This window comes from Paenibacillus glycanilyticus, assembly GCF_030161375.1.
GTDB classification, from domain to species: Bacteria; Bacillota; Bacilli; order Paenibacillales; family Paenibacillaceae; genus Pristimantibacillus; species Pristimantibacillus glycanilyticus_B.
The window spans coordinates 37,542-53,691 of the sequence record NZ_BSSQ01000035.1 but is presented as its reverse complement, the minus strand read 5'-3'; the positions used below and the strand labels follow the sequence as shown (position 1 = coordinate 53,691).

Here is a 16,150-nt window from a genome sequence, read left to right as displayed (position 1 = left end):
AGCCTAGAGCTGACTTGGTCTTTCGTATATCTATTAGCTTACAGGTTTACGGCCTGCATGCCAGATTCGTTCATGCGCTGGCCGTGGGCGATATTTTTCGGGCTGACGGCTTCAATGCGAGCCAGTTCATCCGCGGTCAATTCGATCGCGGCGGCTCCGGCATTTTCCTCCAAGTATGGAAGGCGTTTAGTCCCCGGGATCGGAAGGGCTCCGTTTGCAATGGTCCATGCCAACGCAAGCTGCGAAAGCGTGCAGTTCTTTTCGGCCGCAATCTTCTTAATCTCTTCAAGGACATCCAGATTTCTCTGGAAGTTGTCGCCTTGATACCGCGGCATGTATTTGCGGATATCATCCTCGGCAAAGTCGGAGAAGCTGCGGATTTCACCGGAAATAATGCCGCGGCTGAGCGGGCTGTAAGCAACGTGAGTGATGCCAAGCTCGCGCACGACGGGCAGAATTTCATCCTCGATCTCCCGGCTCCACAGCGAATATTCGGTTTGTAGCGCGGAGATCGGATGGACGGCATGCGCTCTGCGGATCGTTCCCGCGCCTGCCTCGGACAAGCCCAAATACCGGACCTTGCCGGCCTTCACCAAATCGGCCATTGCGCCAACGGTTTCTTCGATCGGCACGTTTGGATCTACTCGATGCTGGTAGTATAAGTCGATATAATCGAGGCCAAGCCGCTTGAGGCTCTCGTCGATCGCTTGCTTGACGTAATCGGGATGGCCTCCGCGGAATTCCCAGTTGGGTCCAAAAGTGAATTTGGTCGCAACGACCGCTTGATCGCGGCGTCCCTTCAATGCTTGTCCGAGAAGCTCTTCGTTGTGCCCGTTGCCGTAAGCATCGGCTGTATCCAATAGCGTTACGCCCAATTCCAAAGCGCGGTGTATAACGTTTATCGATTCTTGATCATTCGTCAGACCATAAATGCCGGAGGACATTCCCATCATGCCAAGTCCGATTGAAGATACGGTCAGATCGCTGTTGCCAAGTTGTCTTGTTTTCATCTTTTAATTCGCTCCTTCGAAATAAATTCGATTACGGTGAACAGAATACCACAGGATTCGTTCGAAGTAAACGAAAAACGTAAAAAACGTTTAGTGTGTTCATTAACTTCGTTTTTTTGTATAATAGGGCTATTGAAGGAGGCATCCGGCATGACCCCAAAGGAAGAGATCAAAGATCCGCATGCGGAAATGAGAAGCAAACTTGTGGCAAAAGTAATCCCCATCGTTCGAAAGAATGGTTTTCAGGCGCTTCGAATGGAAACTATCTGCAAGTATATGGATGTCAGCAAGGCAACGATGTATAAATATTTTGCATCCAAGGAAGAGGTTATGGGGAGCGCGGTTGATGTGCTCGTCGATTTCATCGAAGAGTTTGACGTTGATCCTGCTAGAACGGTGGACTCTTATGGAACCGTATTTCAACAACTCCTGGAGCAGTCGATCCTGATTGCGGCTTATATTTCCGACGGGTTCATGAATGAACTGCAGGCGGTATATCCGGATCTGCACATTCGGTTAACCGATGCGATGAAGAAGCGGGAAGAGAAGATTCGTGCGATTCATCTCGAAGGGAAAAGCAAAGGAATCTACAATGCGTTTAACGAGAATTTGTTATTCCTTCAGGAGCATGTACTCGTAAGAGCGATGATGGACGTAAAGTTCCTGATGAGCTACCAGATGTCGCTGGAAGAAGTACTGCTTGAATATTATAAGTTGAAGAAGCAGCAGCTATTCAAGCCGGAGTTCCAGCACCTGCCGGATGATGCGGCCATGGCGGCCAAATGCGAATTCCTGGCGAAGAAAATAACCCGCGATTTGTTCTGAAATGGCGTTAAAAAGCAAACAAAAAGAACGATTGTTGAAATCGTTCTTTTTGGCGTTCCAGAGGGTTTATTTCCACTCCGAATCAAGAAGAGAGAACATAAGCGTATCCGTAATCCATCGTCCAAAAGGATATTGCCGCAGCAATCCTTCCTGTTGGAAGCGCAATTTACGCAATACGGCAAGGGAAACGAAATTCTCGGGCATGACTTTTGCTTGCAGACGCTTCAGCTCCAGGATATCGAATCCGTAGGCAATAACCGCTTGAAGAGCTTCGGTCATATAGCCTTTTCCCCAATAGTCCGGCAGGATGATGTATTCCAAATCGCCTGCTGCATCAAGCTCGAAATCTCTTGCTATAACCATGCCAATAACCGTGCCTTGATCCTTAAGCGTAATCGCCCAGCGGATCATTTCCATCGCTTCAAATCTGTGCTGGCCTCTGCCGATTAATTGAACGGCTTGTTCCCTCGAGTTCATGGGCGTGTTTCCGAAATACTTGGCGCTCTCGGCGTCAGACAGCATTTCAAACAAAGCATCCGCATCCGTTGAATCCTCTTGGGCAAACGCTCTGAGAATAAGCCGCTCCGTTTCTATGACAGGGAACGTTGTAAAATGATGTTGAAAACTCATGCTGGCAACCTCCATGTCGTTAACAATAATGAAGCATTATACCATAAATATTACAGTAAGATCCTGTAACTATTACATTTCATGCGATGATCAAGCTCGGCTATTCTAGGGAGAAAGCGTTAAAAAGGAGCTGTCTACCTATGCATAGTCCAATCGTTCGTCCCGGCCTGTTCACGGTTCACGCTGCGGCGGATGCGCGCAGGCTTGAATTTGACGCGAAAAACGATGTTATCGTTAATAACAAGCTGTCAGTCGATTTCGTATTTGTTGGCGATTCCATAACCCATTGCTGGGAGTTGCAGGCTTTTTTCGGAGGGACGTCCCGCATTGTCATTAACCGCGGAATCGCCGGAGACAAGACCGAGTTTGCGAAACGAAGATTTATAGCGGATGTGATCCAACTGAGGCCAGCCTACGCGGTTATCATGATTGGCATTAATGATACCTGGGTGCTGGATGATGAGGGAGCGGCGGGCAATACGCCGCAAGAAGTCGAGCAGCTAATTGGGAAAAATATTGAAGCGATCGTTCAAATGGCGGATGAGCATGGGCAAAAGCTGATTCTATGTTCGCTATTGCCGACGAATATACCGGGCAACCGAACGAATGCCCCGCGCAACGAGATGATCGTCCGAATAAACGGCAGGCTGCAAGCTTTGGCCCAGCGCCAAAGCCATCTATTCGTAGACTATCACTCCGAGCTTGTTGGCCAAGATGGCATGACGCTGCTTGACGGCTTGACGGTTGACGGACTTCATCCCCATGTTCTCGGCTATAATAGGATGGCCCAAACGCTGAAGAACGATTTATCCCGTCAAGGGATCGAAATCTAGTAGCCAAGTGATGGGATCAGCAACAAAGCGGGCATGCCAATACAAGATGGCATGCCCGCTTTGTAGCATACCCGGCTTACTGCAGGCTAAGTGGAAGACGTACTTGAGCGGTAGCCGCTTGGTCCAAGACCTTCTATCTTCTTAAAAATGCGGGAGAAATAGAACGGATCCTCAAAACCGCATTGCTTCGCGATGTCGGCAACAGACAAGTTCGTGCTGGCCAGTAAATGCTTTGCGCGCTGAACGCGCAGCTGCTGCACGTATGTCCCAATCGTAATGCCCGCGTTTTTCTTGAATACTTGGCATAAATACACGTAGGAATGCAGCAGCTCTGATTCAAGCGCGGTACTGCTGACGTCACCGGTGTACGTTTCATCCAGCAGGTTAACCAGCTTTCGATAGAGCAAATAGTTAGGGGAAGAGTCGGTCTGCATCGGTAGTTGCTCCATCCAATTCTCGGCGATTAACCCCAAAATCTGGCCAAGCAGCAGGGAACAGCGGTAGCGGTAATAGCCCTCCGGTTCCCGAAACCGGTCGCATAGTTGTTCAAATAGTCCCAAAAGTTCGTAGCGCTTGGCCGCTTTTAATCTTCGCGGCAGCAGCAAATAATCCGAAGCGGAGGATTCGGTAATGCGAAGATCCTGCATGCCCGGATGCGGGTTGTTAGCAAGGACCAGCTGCTCGGATGAATCCGAAACGCCGCCTGCTTGATAGACCGGTGCGGGATCGGCAAGAAACTGTACCCAGTAGAATCCGCAATGATCGCCAACCGGCTTCCACCCCTTATGTTGTTCCCAGGAACGCATAAGGTAGCATTCTCCGCTGTTTAAAGTCAGCTGCTCCTCGCCAATCTGCAGATGAACAGGACCTTCCGTTATCATGATGAGCTCAAGGAACGGATTTGATTTCCATTGCCGCAAATGCTCGTTTCCTTGTAATTCAGAGACCCACTTTACGTCTAATCTAGCTAATCTGGACAAGTAGAAATAATCCATGCGTGGTCATTCACCTCTTTAGGGGATAATCCGGTCTGCTCTTCTCTAGTCAGCCTATTCTAGCATAAACTTTGCGTCCGATCTTCTTACCTTGCTGGATAAGAATGTCGGATTTTTCGTTTGTCTGTCCATCATGCCCGGACATAGGGATCAGATAAGATGAAGGTAACCCATAATTTGTACAGATGTTATCTGCAATTTCAACATCTGTGCCTGTTGCGGTTTTCTATTACCTTAACAATAGGAGGAGATAGGATGTATAACGTATTGCTGGTTGACGACGAGCCTTTGGTGATGGAAGGCATGCAAATGCTGATTGAGTGGGAGCATTACGGATTTACGATAAAAGATACGGCCGGCAATGGGTTTGAAGCTATGGAGAAATTGACCCGCGAGCATTACCATCTGGTTATTACCGATATTCGAATGCCGGAAATGGACGGTCTGGAGTTGATCGGGCAATTCAGCGAGCGGGAGAGCAGGCCCGCGGTCATTATTTTAAGCGGTCATAATGAGTTCAATTACGCGAAGCAAGCCCTTAGACATGGAGTTAACCAATATTTACTCAAGCCCGTAGACGTAACCGAACTTAAGGAAACGCTTACATCTATTAGAAGGCAGCTTGATCATACGCAAAGCCAATTATCGGCAGACTTGCAAACCTATCGGAATGCGCGCGCCAAAATGCTGATCGATCTGTCGAACGGCCATCTGTCTGAACAGGGGAGAAGCGTTTTGCAGTCTCGTTATCAGATCGGTCTAAGGCCTCTTATTCGAATCGCGATGTTGGAGATAGCCGATTATTACCTCATTTATCGCAATAAACCGGGAGACGCAACCTTATATAAATTCGGACTGCACAATATTGCGGAAGAACTAATTGAACAAGCCTCTATAGGTTATGTATATGACGATTCGTTCGGCAGAATAGGCGTCATTCTTCAGTCAGACGATTTCGACAAGGTTATGCTCAAGCTTCGGCATGTCCGCTCCGCCATGAAATCGATCTTCAAGACGGATGTGAGAATAGGCGTCAGCCGTTCTTATCCGCTTGAGGCTATCGCAGGGGGGAAACAGGAGGCCAATCAAATGCTGGAAACTTGGGAGGGCAGCCAAGATGCCGTTAAGCTGTTTGTCGAATCCGAGCCTAAATCCGATTCCTTGAATGCGTTGAAGCTTGTTTGGGATATTCATGCACTGATGGATGCGGTGGAGTCGGGGGACAAAACAGCCATTACGGGCCATATCTCAACCTTTATAACCGAGATTGTTCCAAAGGCTGTAACAAAAGCGGAAATTAGAAGCCTGCTGTACGGCATTGTCCTGCAATTTCATACCTTATGCCAAAAGCATGGCATGGAGATGGGCGATAACTATGCGAAGTTACCGGCGGAGGGGGCGAATCTTCCCCATGGATTAAGGGAATGGCTTGTTCAGCTCGCCTTTGAGACGAGCGGCCGCATTCTTAATGCGGATGCCGTGAAGGAACCGGAGTTGATTAAACAGATTGTGGCGTACATTCACGAGCATTATCAGGAGCCATTGTCGCTCAAAAGCTTGGCAGGACAGTTCTATTTGAATGCCGCCTATTTGGGGCAGTTGTTTAAACAGAAGATGGGGGAGCCCTTTAACGATTATTTGAATAAAGTGCGCATCTCGGAAGTGAAACGTTTGATTTTGCAAAAGCCGGGCAAGGTTATGGAATTTATAAGGATGGCGGGTTACAACAACGTCGAGCATTTCTACCGCCAGTTCAAGCGTTACGAGGGGATTTCCTTCGCCGAATATAAGCTTGGGAAACGTTCATTGATGAAATGACGGGAGGGGGGAGAAACGCGGGTGAAGATGCGCAAAAAACTGCTGCTGTCGTATTTGCTTGTTGTACTCATTCCAATCCTTGTGCTTGGTTATTATCTGATCAGCAGCTTGACAAGCGTGACGCTCCAGAACAACGACCGCATTAACCGAATCGGACTGCAGCAGATCGGCGCGAATATATCGGATGAAATCACTAATATTATCAAGTTTTCAGACCGCGTGATGCTGGACCGCTCCCTTACGAATTATCTCGATACGGAATACAGAGGCCTAGACGCGACGGAAGAAGAATTCGTGCAGTACCAGAAGGATTACAGCACCATCTTTGATACCTATTCCTCGGGACTTACGATTCTCAACAACAAGACGGAAATGGTGTTGTTCTCCGATAATCCTTCCACCATTAAAGACCGAACCTTCCTGCTGGAACTAAGCAATGAGATCAAACGTGAGGATTGGTCGCAACAATTAATGAAAGGCAAAGGCGACAATGTTCTGCTGGGGCTCAAGAAGGATGACCAGAACAACCGCCAGGAAATCGTGATCGGACGGCAGCTTTCCAGTGTCTCCAGCTATACCCATCTGCTGCAGCTAAGCGTTGCCGAAACAACCTTATATAAATATATCCAGATGGAGACCGGCAACAAGGATATTTATTTGCTTGATTCTGAGGGGCGCGTGATGACGGCAAATGCCAACCGCGATTATATCGGCCAAGCCTTCGACAGCATTCCCGGTATCGCTCCTATCTTTAACCAGTCGAAGAAAGACGGCAATACGGTCGTGACGCTCCCACTGGAACTCAGAAGTCCGTTTACGGGCTGGAAGCTGGTCGCGATATTCTCGTCAGGCACGGTGTTGTCCAACATCGGAGACATTGTACGTCAAAGTCTGCTTGTTTGCTTCATTTGCGTGCTTATCTCATTGCTGCTCACGATGATTTTCTCCGAAAGGCTGTCACGGCGGCTGAAGCTGCTTGTCCGCCATATGGCAACCATTAGGGACGGCAGAATGGCCGCGCCCGAACCCGATCATACCGGAGACGAGATTGGGGAGCTCAACCGGAGCTTCCGCAATATGATCCACCGCATTAACGAGTTGATCTCGGAAGTGTACCAGCAGGATATCGAGCGCAAGCAGCTCGTTATCGAGAAGCAAGGCGCGGAGCTGAGAGCGCTGCAAAGCCAAATCAATCCGCATTTTCTATTCAATACGATGGAGTCCATACGAATGACCTTGGTGAAAAAACGGGACACGGAAACGGCGGATATCGTGGCCAGCTTCTCCCGTCTGTTCCGCCAGAGCATGGATTGGCGCAGCGAGTGGAACACGGTCGCGCAAGAAGCCGACTTCATAAGCCACTATATCCGCGTCTCCAAGCTCCGTTTCCGCGACAAGCTGCAATTCAACATGCAGATCGACGAAGACGCGAAGCAGCTTCAGCTGCCCAAATTCACGCTCCAGCCCTTAATCGAGAACGCTATCGTTCATAGTATTGAGAGGCGAATCGAAGGAGGCCGAATTTCCTTGCAAGTTACTAAGTCCAGTGAGAGGATCAGGATTGCCGTCTGTGACGACGGCCCTGGCTTTACGACTGAACGAATACTCGAAATAAAAGATAGGTTAGCTCAGAGCGCCAGCGTGAAGACGTCGGAAAGAATCGGCCTGCTCAATGTTCATCTGAGGCTTGTAGCCGTATTTGGCCCGGAAGCCGGTCTTCGGATCGAAAGCGATCCGGGAAGAAAGACGGTGCTCAGCTTCGAGGTTCCCGCTTACCGGCTGGAGACGCAAACGTAAAGGCAACATCTATAAAATGTGCAGTGTTTCTCTATGATAAAATCCTTCGAAAACGCTTTATTTCCCTGTACGATGAAGGCATTCCAAAGATGAATGATAACGTAGCAGGGAGGGAGCCTCTTTGAGCAAGGCAACGGGAGAAATGGTGGCAAATGGCCTTATACAAGGCACGAAAGCGGAGAGCAAGCAAAGGAAAAAGGGCTTTTTCTTCGAGATGAGAAGGCATGGAGCATTGTACAGCATGTTTATACCGGGAGCAATTTTCCTGCTGATATTTGCTTACTTGCCGATGGTCGGATTAGTAATTCCATTCAAGTACATCACGTATAGCAACAGCTTCTGGTCAACGCTGTTTGACAGCGAATGGGTAGGCTTTTACAACTTCGAGTTTTTCTGGGACTCGCCGGACTTGTACCGGATTATGCGAAATACGATCGGTTATAACGTGATAAACATTGTGCTTGGGCTCGTTATCGCCGTTTCGGTTGCGATCGCCTTGAATGAGATTCGCAACCGCAAGTCGGCCAAGACCTATCAGACGATTATGTTCATGCCTTACTTTCTGTCTTGGGTTATTGTCGGATATCTGGCTTACGCGTTTCTGTCGCCAAACGGGTTTATCAATATGGGGATCCTGAAGCCTTTTGGCATTGAAGAGATCAGCTTTTATACCGATCCGAAGTATTGGCCGTTTATCTTAATCTTCTTCGCCCATTGGAAGGGCACGGGTTATGGCGTCATTATTTACCTCGCGGCCATCGCGGGACAGGACCAGTCGCTGTACGAGGCAGCGGCAATCGACGGTGCAAGCAGAGGGCAGCAAATCCGAAAGATCATGATTCCGCTGCTTAAGCCGATGATGATTATTTTAACGATACTGGCGGTTGGCGGCATATTCAGCAGCGATTTCGGTTTGTTCTACAACGTTCCGCTCAATCAAGGCGTGCTCAAGGAGACAACGGATGTCATCAACACTTATGTGTACAATGCCTTGATGTCTTCCGGCGATATTTCGCTCAGCGCAGCTGTCGGTTTGTTCCAATCCGTTCTTGGCTTCTTCATGGTCGTAGGCGTCAATTGGATAGCCGGCAAGATTGATCCTGAGAGCAAGCTATTCTAGAAAGGGGCGCCACGGAAAATGGGAACATCGATATCGCGTACGACCAATGTCATTGTCAATGTATTTCTTATCGTACTGGTTCTGTTGTGCTTACTGCCGATTGTTCTGGTGCTGTCCGTCTCGTTTACGGATGAGACGTCGCTGCTCAACCAAGGATACAGCTTCTTTCCTGGCAAATTCAGCATTGAACCTTACAGGTTTCTTATGGAAACGAATTTGTCCGGAATATTAAACGCTTACAAAATTACGATATTTAACACGGTTGTCGGTACGCTGTTAACGCTATTAATGGTTGCGTTGTACGCCTATCCCTTGTCGCGCAGGGATTTGAAGTACAACAACTTCTTCACCTTCTTCCTGTACTTCACGATGTTGTTCGGCGGGGGAATGGTGCCTTGGTATCTCGTCTGTACGCAAGTGCTTGGTCTCAAGGATTCGATCTGGGCCATGATTCTGCCAAGCATATTCAACGGATTTTTCGTCTTCGTCATGCGGACGTTCTACAAGAGCACCATCCCTATTGAGGTGCTGGAGTCGGCCAAGATCGACGGCGCCGGCGAATACCGCATCTTTTTCCAACTTGTATTGCCGCTGTCGCTTCCCGCGATTGCGACGATAGCCATCTTTACCGCCGTAGGCTTCTGGAACGATTATTGGCTGCCGCTTATGCTGATCAACGATCCGAAGCTGTCGAATCTTCAATATATGATCTATCGCATCATGACCAACATACAGGCTATACGCGAGTACAGCCAGGACGCATCCGGTATCGCGACCTCGCTCGCCAACGCGCCAAGCGAAGGCATTCGGATGGCGATGGCCATGATTACGATGGGGCCAATTGTACTGATTTATCCGTTCTTGCAAAAGTACTTCGTCAAAGGTCTGACTATCGGTGCAATTAAAGGCTAGACCGAAGTTGGTGTCAACCGGGATATAACCGGATGAACATAAATTACGCAATAGGGGGATAACCATGGTTAACAAGAAAGCCCGCTCTACACGCAGCTTGTTCTTTATGCTTGCACTTGTTCTAATTACGAGCATGCTTGCGGCTTGTTCGGGAGGCAACGACAAGCCGAACAACTCGGCTTCATCGGCAACGCCAAGCAACACATCGGGCAACGGCAAGGAGGATACGGCGAAACAGGAAGTAGACGGCATCGATATTTCCAAGCCGGTGACGCTCAAGTGGTACATGATGACGTTTGGCGAAATCCCGGCGGACCAGGACCGTATCCTGACGGCAATCAACAAATATACGCAAGAGAAGCTCAATACGACAATTGACATGGAGTACATCGATGTCGGCTCGTGGGATACGAAAGTGAACGCGATGCTGACGACCCGGGAAGAGTTCGATATGATTTTTGCTCCGTCCTGGAGATGGTTCCGTTCTAACGCGCAAAAAGGCGCTTACTACGAAATTACGCCTGACGCGCTTGATAAATATTTGCCTCAGACAAAAGCGCTGTTCACGGATGCGATCTGGGACAGCACGAAAGTAAAAGGAAAGTATTACGCGGTTCCGGGCAACAAGGATATCGCGGAAGCTTGGGGCTGGGTATGGCGCAAGGATATTGCGGACAAGTACGGCATCGATATGACGAAAGTGAAGACGTTCCAGGATATCGAACCGATTCTGGCCAAGATCAAAGAGGTTGAACCGGATCTGGTGCCAATCGACGAGAATCAGGAGCCGCTTAGAGGCCGCACTTATTTCGAAACGCTGAACGCGGGCAACTGGACGCTCCGCACGGACAATGATTCGATGGAGCTTGTGAAGCTGTACGACCAACCGGAAGCGCTCGAAATGAGAAAGCTGTGGTACGGCTTCTACAAGAAAGGGTTTATCCGCAAAGACGCCGCGACCAAACGCGATGTGGACCTGATCAACACAGGCAAGGTATTCGCAAGCTGGATGCAGCTTAAACCGGGCAAGGATGCCGAGCTTAACGCGGCTGCCAAAGGCAATCCGGCATTCCCGAAAGATGCCGTCTACGCGCAAAATATCGTTACCGAACCTTATATTACGAACGATGCGGCGCTGGGTTCTTCCACGGCTATTTCCAGCACGTCCAAAAATCCGGAGCGGGCCATGATGTTCCTGGAGCTGTACATGAACGACAAGTATTTGAACAACCTGATCAACTTTGGCGAAGAAGGCGTTGACTACACGAAAGTCAGCGACAACCGCATTGAGCCGATTGAAGGCAAATACTCGCTTAAAGGCATGAACTGGGCTTACGGCAACCAATTCCTGAATTACCTGCAGCCTGGCGAAGCCGATGACAAGTGGGAGCAATTCAAAGCGTTCAACTCGTCGGCCATTCCGGTTAAGAGTCTTGGCTTCTTCTTCGACGAAGAACCGGTCCGCAAGGAATTAAACGCGCTGACCGCGGCAACGTCGGAATTCGCCGCCATGTATTGGGGCCTGCTTGACCCGGATGTCTATCTTCCTAAGTTAGAGAAGAAAGAGAAAGCGGCCGGCATGGATAAAGTGAACGAGGAAGTTCAGCGTCAATGGGCGGAGTTCCTGGCTTCTAAAGGCCAAACCGCGAACCAATAACCGTTCTTAAGAAGCAGCAAAAGCAAGCCGTTCTAGACGCATAGTCGTTGGGAGCGGCTTGCTCTTTATAAGGGAGAATAGGGAAGGAGCGTTAGGTATGAAATTGAAAGCGGGAAGGAAGAGATTCGCGAGCGGCTTGCTTGCGCTTATCCTCTTATTCACGATGGCATGGCCGGCATCCGCGGAATCATGGGTCCATGTCCCTCTGGTATCCGAGTCCTCGTTAAATGCAGGGAACAGCGGCGGAGACGGTACACAGTGGCTGCAAGGGTTGGCAGTAGATTCAACGGATGGGCAATTCCTCGTATTTACAACGGATGTTGGAGGCGTCTACCGCAGCTTGGACGGAGGAGAACATTGGGAAGCGGCGAATATCGGCTTGAAATCACGCGGCGGCAGCACCGTTGCGATTGATCCGAATAATGCAAGCAGAGTGCTGATGGTGGGCGGAAACTCGATGGCCAATGATGCCAACGGGCTCTATCTGTCCGATAATAAAGCGGAAAGCTGGAACCAGGTATTCGGTGCGAGAATCGTAGCTTACCGGGACTACCGGACACAGCTCGCGTTCGACCCTGCGAGTTATGAGGAGTCCGTTCACGGCAGCGCGGTTGTGTATTGGAGCCGGGCGGCATGGGAAGTCAATCCTTATCAGAACCCGGAGATCCATCCGGCGATCTATAAATCGACGGACGGCGGACATACCTGGGCGGAGCTGCCTGGCACCAGCGCGTATGCGGGTGGCCAGATCGCGGTTCATCCGACCAAAGGCTACGTCTATTCTGCACGTAGCGACGGCTTCTACAAGAGCACGGATGGCGGAACGACCTTCGCCCTGAAAGAGCCAGGCGACATTAAGAGCATGAGCGTGGTCGCTTCGCGCGAGAACAATGTTTATATCAATAAAAACGACGGCTTGTATGTGTCCACGGACAGCGGCGAGTCTTTTAGCAAGGTGCAATCGGCTTCTTTTCCGACATGGAATCCGATGTATTTGCAGGTGAATCCGGTTAATCCCGACCGAATGATGATCTGCAACAACGTTATGGACAAGCAGGATGGCTTCACGGATGGCGATCCGTGGTTCTCAACCAAGACGTATTACACGACAGACGGCGGCATGACTTGGACAGAATCCATTAAGGACAATACGTATCACTTTGGTCCGTTTAACGCGCGCCAGCAAATTTACGCCTGGCATCCGACCGATGAGAAGAAGGCATGGGCTTTCGGCGGAGACTGGATGACTACAACAACGGATGGCGGGGCGCATTTTGCTTGGGCTAACAACGGCTACGGAGGCGTGATGATCGGCGGTTCCTTCAATTTCAACCTGAATAATCCCGACTTGCTCTTCGTTGCTTCGCAGGATTATAACGGGGGATTAACCATAAATGGCGGAACGAGCTGGAAGTATGTCAACTTCAGCGATTGGGAATGGGGCGGCTGGGGCTACGGTGCCTATGCGGTAACGGAAGACGTGCTGATTGTTGCCCGCAAATATTGGGACGGCACGAAAGATATTGCGGTAAGCCGCGATGGCGGCAAATCCTTTAACCAAGTCGATCTGGGGAAAGACGCAAGCGGTCAGCAGATTCATCTGCAAGGTTTGGAAACCGCTTACGCGGATCCGACGAATGACCAGATTTTGTTCGTTCACGAGTACCGAAGCAGCGACCAAGGCCGAACGTGGAAGCGAATGATAGGAGCAAACGGAGTTCTGACATCCAATCCTGAAGGCGATCATGAGCTTTACGGCGCCAGAGGACATAAGGTTGTCGTATCGCGCGATCATGGCTTGTCCTGGAATACGGTGGCAACATTCCCGCAGGACGTAAGAGACGTTGCTTACGATCAGGATCGGAATAGGATTTACGCCGCGACATGGGACGGATTATTCTCTTACGATCTTGCCACAACAACGATGATAACAGACCTGAAACCTTCGGTTCCCGCCGATCAATACGGCATGCAGAGGTTCTCGACCGTAGCCGTTGATCCGGTTGATCCTGCTATCGTCTACACGGGTGGACCGGCCAATACTTACATGTCGGATGCAGCGGTTCTTCGTTCGACGGATGCCGGCCAGACCTGGGAGGTTATCAATCGGAATGACCGCAACAGCGTCATTGACTCCGGACCGGTCGGGGCGCGCGAAACGAGCTGGATTCGCGTTAATCCGAAGACAAGGTATGCTTTTGTCGCCGGGCAATGCTACGGCTTCTGGAAGATTGCGCCTCCGGGAAGTCCGGACGAGACGACCGGTCCTGCGCTTCTCGCCTATGCGGGTATGGGAGAGGTTGCGCTTGACTGGTACGGCAACGGCTCAACAACTTTGGATGATCTAATGAACGTAGCCAAGAATGTTGGCAATAACAACGATTCGCGCGTTAAAGATGAATACGACGTGAATGGAGACCGGTTGATTGACGGCAAAGACCTGTCTATTGTATCGAGAAGAGTAGCCCAGTCTCAGGATAAACCGTTGTCTACCTATTCTATCGAGAGACAAGATACTCCTGGCGGCGAATTTGCGGTGATTGCCGGGGAGCTGACGGAGACCTCCTACGTAGATGCAGGCTTAACGAACGGTACAGCTTATGCTTATCGGGTTGTGGAGCATAATGGAGACTCGGAGCAGACTGCGACAGTCATCGCTGAAGCGAAGCCATCGAGCGCGGCTCCTGCCTATTTGACGGCAACGGGCGAGAATGACCGGATTCGTCTGTACTGGGAGAAGAAAGCCGGACATTACAAAGTCTATCGCAAGGCCGAAGGCGATTCGGACTGGACGCTCCTTGCATCCGGGCTAGACGATAATCGCTATGAAGACGATCAAGCGGAAGCAGGCGTGGATTATGCGTATGCGGTTACAACCGTATCAACCGCAGATCCCGCGATGGAATCGGCAAGATCGGAGGAACGTACGGCAAGGCTGTACAAGGAAGGCGAAGTGACGGAGATTTCTCCTTATATCACGCAGTATTCGCAGAATTTTGATGACAATGCGGCCGACGAATGGAACTTGGCATCGTCCATGTCCTTGGACGGAGGTCAGCTCAAGAGCAGTCAGCAAGGTTATGAACGTGCTTACTATTCGGGAGGCCTATTGCCTGAAACCTACGATTACCGCGTAACGGTTACGCGCGGCGGAGGCGGGGATCTGAATCGGGCTCAAATCGTATTTAACCGGCAGGATGAGAACAACTACTACATGCTGGATCTTACGCCTACCGAAACCCTGTTCATGAAAGTGAAGGACGGGGCGATTACGAAGCTTGGCGGCACGGCTTATTCCAATCCCGAGTGGACCCCGGTAGAATATACCGTCAAACGTAACGCGGGAGACCAGTATACGGTTATTGCCAAGAAGGACGGCGTTGCAAAACTTCTATTTAATAATGTGGCGGATTCCGATTTCCTTGGCGGATATGTCGGAGTTGGAGCAACATGGAGCTTCTCCTCGTTCGACAATGTCAGCGTTGGTCCGGTAACGGAGAACGAAGCGACTGTCGATACGATTGTCACCTATAATCAATCCTTTGACGAGACGGTTGACAACTGGGATCTTGGAGCCATGAACGTGGCAGACGGCAAGTTGAAGGTGAACAACTTCGGCGGAGGGACAACCGCACTCTACAAAGGGGCGATTGCCGACGGGGCCATGACGTACTCGGCTTCCCTAATGCTCGGCGGAGGAGGGTCGGCTAATTTGGGCCGGATGCTGTTCTATATGGAAGACGCGGGCAATGGGTATGCCTTCCAGATTACGAAAGACACGGCTAAGCTGCTGAAGCTTCAGAATGGCCAAACCACGGTATTGGCAGAAGCCGATCAACCGAAAGACGAGTGGGCAACGTTGACCTACAAAATCACGTCCGACGGAGCCGGGAATCTCCAGGTCGACACGGTAGATGCCGGCGGCGCCACGTCCATTCTGACAGCAGAAGATACAACTTTCACGCGCGGCTACATCGGGGTGTCTCATGAATATAGCGCATTTGAGGTCGACGATATTCATGTTCGCACGCCTCGTTCGGAGCAGCAGGAGAATGCTGGCCTTAAGATGGAGGTATGGACGAATATCGACGGGGAATCCATTGACCAGATTCCGCTTGACACCGCTCCGACCCGGACCGACGTGATCGAGAACTTCGATGCGCCGCGAGGACAGGGCGATGACTACGGCATTCGGATAAGCGGCTATTTGAAGCCTGCCGTAACCGGCAATTACAAGTTTTATATGGCTAGCGACGATCATGGGCAATTATGGCTCAGCACGGATAGCGACCCTGCCAACAAGTCGAAGATCGCCTTCCTTAATTATTGGGCTAACCCATATGAGTGGCAGAAATACCCGGGCGATCAAATTACGGGAGAAATCTATCTCGAAGCCGGTCATTCCTATTATGTGGAAGGTTTAATGAAGCAGGACGGCGGCGGAGACCATTACGAAGTTGCATGGACCGGGCCGGAGTTCGCGGATCCGACTATCATTTCCAATGAATATTTGTCTCTTATTCCATAAGCAAACATCTGTTCTTTCTAGGAGG

11 protein-coding genes are annotated in these 16,150 nt (G+C 50.2%); 8 read left to right on the top strand and 3 right to left on the bottom strand.

Features of this window, described 5'->3' with window-relative positions:
- Positions 1-38: 38 nt before the first annotated feature.
- Entirely contained in the window at positions 39-1,010 is a 972-nt protein-coding gene (locus tag QQK89_RS29300) for an aldo/keto reductase (RefSeq protein ID WP_284242316.1), read from the bottom strand.
- A 150-nt stretch (positions 1,011-1,160) separates the two neighbouring features.
- On the opposite strand from QQK89_RS29300, the gene QQK89_RS29295 reads away from it, so the two are divergent.
- On the top strand, positions 1,161-1,835 hold the full coding sequence (locus QQK89_RS29295; protein WP_284242315.1) for a TetR/AcrR family transcriptional regulator: 675 nt from the start codon (positions 1,161-1,163) through the stop codon (positions 1,833-1,835).
- Between the two features lie 66 nt (positions 1,836-1,901).
- On the opposite strand, the gene QQK89_RS29290 is transcribed toward QQK89_RS29295, so the two are convergent.
- Positions 1,902-2,465 (bottom strand): GNAT family N-acetyltransferase, encoded by a 564-nt coding sequence (locus QQK89_RS29290; protein WP_284242313.1) that lies wholly within the window; start codon positions 2,463-2,465, stop codon positions 1,902-1,904.
- A gap of 140 nt (positions 2,466-2,605) precedes the next feature.
- Between QQK89_RS29290 and QQK89_RS29285 the strand changes: the two genes are divergently transcribed.
- Complete coding sequence (locus QQK89_RS29285; RefSeq protein WP_284242312.1) at positions 2,606-3,298, top strand: GDSL-type esterase/lipase family protein; 693 nt, start codon at positions 2,606-2,608, stop codon at positions 3,296-3,298.
- 86 nt (positions 3,299-3,384) lie between these two features.
- On the opposite strand, the gene QQK89_RS29280 is transcribed toward QQK89_RS29285, so the two are convergent.
- Entirely contained in the window at positions 3,385-4,293 is a 909-nt protein-coding gene (locus tag QQK89_RS29280; protein WP_284242311.1) for an AraC family transcriptional regulator, read from the bottom strand.
- 255 nt (positions 4,294-4,548) lie between these two features.
- Between QQK89_RS29280 and QQK89_RS29275 the strand changes: the two genes are divergently transcribed.
- The 6 genes from QQK89_RS29275 to QQK89_RS29250 all read left to right on the top strand — a co-directional run bounded on the left by QQK89_RS29275 (position 4,549) and on the right by QQK89_RS29250 (position 16,125).
- Positions 4,549-6,111 carry a response regulator gene (locus tag QQK89_RS29275; RefSeq protein WP_284242310.1) on the top strand — a complete coding sequence of 521 codons (1,563 nt, stop codon included), beginning with the start codon at positions 4,549-4,551 and terminating at the stop codon, positions 6,109-6,111.
- A gap of 27 nt (positions 6,112-6,138) precedes the next feature.
- Positions 6,139-7,908 (top strand): cache domain-containing sensor histidine kinase, encoded by a 1,770-nt coding sequence (locus QQK89_RS29270; RefSeq protein WP_284242368.1) that lies wholly within the window; start codon positions 6,139-6,141, stop codon positions 7,906-7,908.
- Between the two features lie 121 nt (positions 7,909-8,029).
- Complete coding sequence (locus tag QQK89_RS29265; protein ID WP_284242309.1) at positions 8,030-9,028, top strand: ABC transporter permease; 999 nt, start codon at positions 8,030-8,032, stop codon at positions 9,026-9,028.
- Positions 9,029-9,046: 18 nt separating this feature from the next.
- Complete coding sequence (locus QQK89_RS29260; RefSeq protein WP_284242308.1) at positions 9,047-9,940, top strand: carbohydrate ABC transporter permease; 894 nt, start codon at positions 9,047-9,049, stop codon at positions 9,938-9,940.
- 64 nt (positions 9,941-10,004) lie between these two features.
- A complete protein-coding gene (locus QQK89_RS29255; RefSeq protein WP_284242307.1) occupies positions 10,005-11,597 on the top strand; it encodes an ABC transporter substrate-binding protein in 1,593 nt (530 codons plus the stop codon).
- A 97-nt stretch (positions 11,598-11,694) separates the two neighbouring features.
- Positions 11,695-16,125, top strand: a complete 4,431-nt coding sequence (locus tag QQK89_RS29250) for a VPS10 domain-containing protein (RefSeq protein ID WP_284242306.1) — start codon at positions 11,695-11,697, stop codon at positions 16,123-16,125.
- The last annotated feature ends 25 nt before the right edge of the window (positions 16,126-16,150 follow it).

What these genes read in the sequence shown, in the direction of transcription:
- QQK89_RS29300 (WP_284242316.1), bottom strand. Translation starts at nt 1,010, where the DNA reads ATGAAAACAAGACAACTTGGCAACAGCGATCTGACCGTATCTTCAATC.
- QQK89_RS29295 (WP_284242315.1), top strand. Translation starts at nt 1,161, where the DNA reads ATGACCCCAAAGGAAGAGATCAAAGATCCGCATGCGGAAATGAGAAGC.
- QQK89_RS29290 (WP_284242313.1), bottom strand. Translation starts at nt 2,465, where the DNA reads ATGAGTTTTCAACATCATTTTACAACGTTCCCTGTCATAGAAACGGAG.
- QQK89_RS29285 (WP_284242312.1), top strand. Translation starts at nt 2,606, where the DNA reads ATGCATAGTCCAATCGTTCGTCCCGGCCTGTTCACGGTTCACGCTGCG.
- QQK89_RS29280 (WP_284242311.1), bottom strand. Translation starts at nt 4,293, where the DNA reads ATGGATTATTTCTACTTGTCCAGATTAGCTAGATTAGACGTAAAGTGG.
- QQK89_RS29275 (WP_284242310.1), top strand. Translation starts at nt 4,549, where the DNA reads ATGTATAACGTATTGCTGGTTGACGACGAGCCTTTGGTGATGGAAGGC.
- QQK89_RS29270 (WP_284242368.1), top strand. Translation starts at nt 6,139, where the DNA reads ATGCGCAAAAAACTGCTGCTGTCGTATTTGCTTGTTGTACTCATTCCA.
- QQK89_RS29260 (WP_284242308.1), top strand. Translation starts at nt 9,047, where the DNA reads ATGGGAACATCGATATCGCGTACGACCAATGTCATTGTCAATGTATTT.
- QQK89_RS29255 (WP_284242307.1), top strand. Translation starts at nt 10,005, where the DNA reads ATGGTTAACAAGAAAGCCCGCTCTACACGCAGCTTGTTCTTTATGCTT.
- QQK89_RS29250 (WP_284242306.1), top strand. Translation starts at nt 11,695, where the DNA reads ATGAAATTGAAAGCGGGAAGGAAGAGATTCGCGAGCGGCTTGCTTGCG.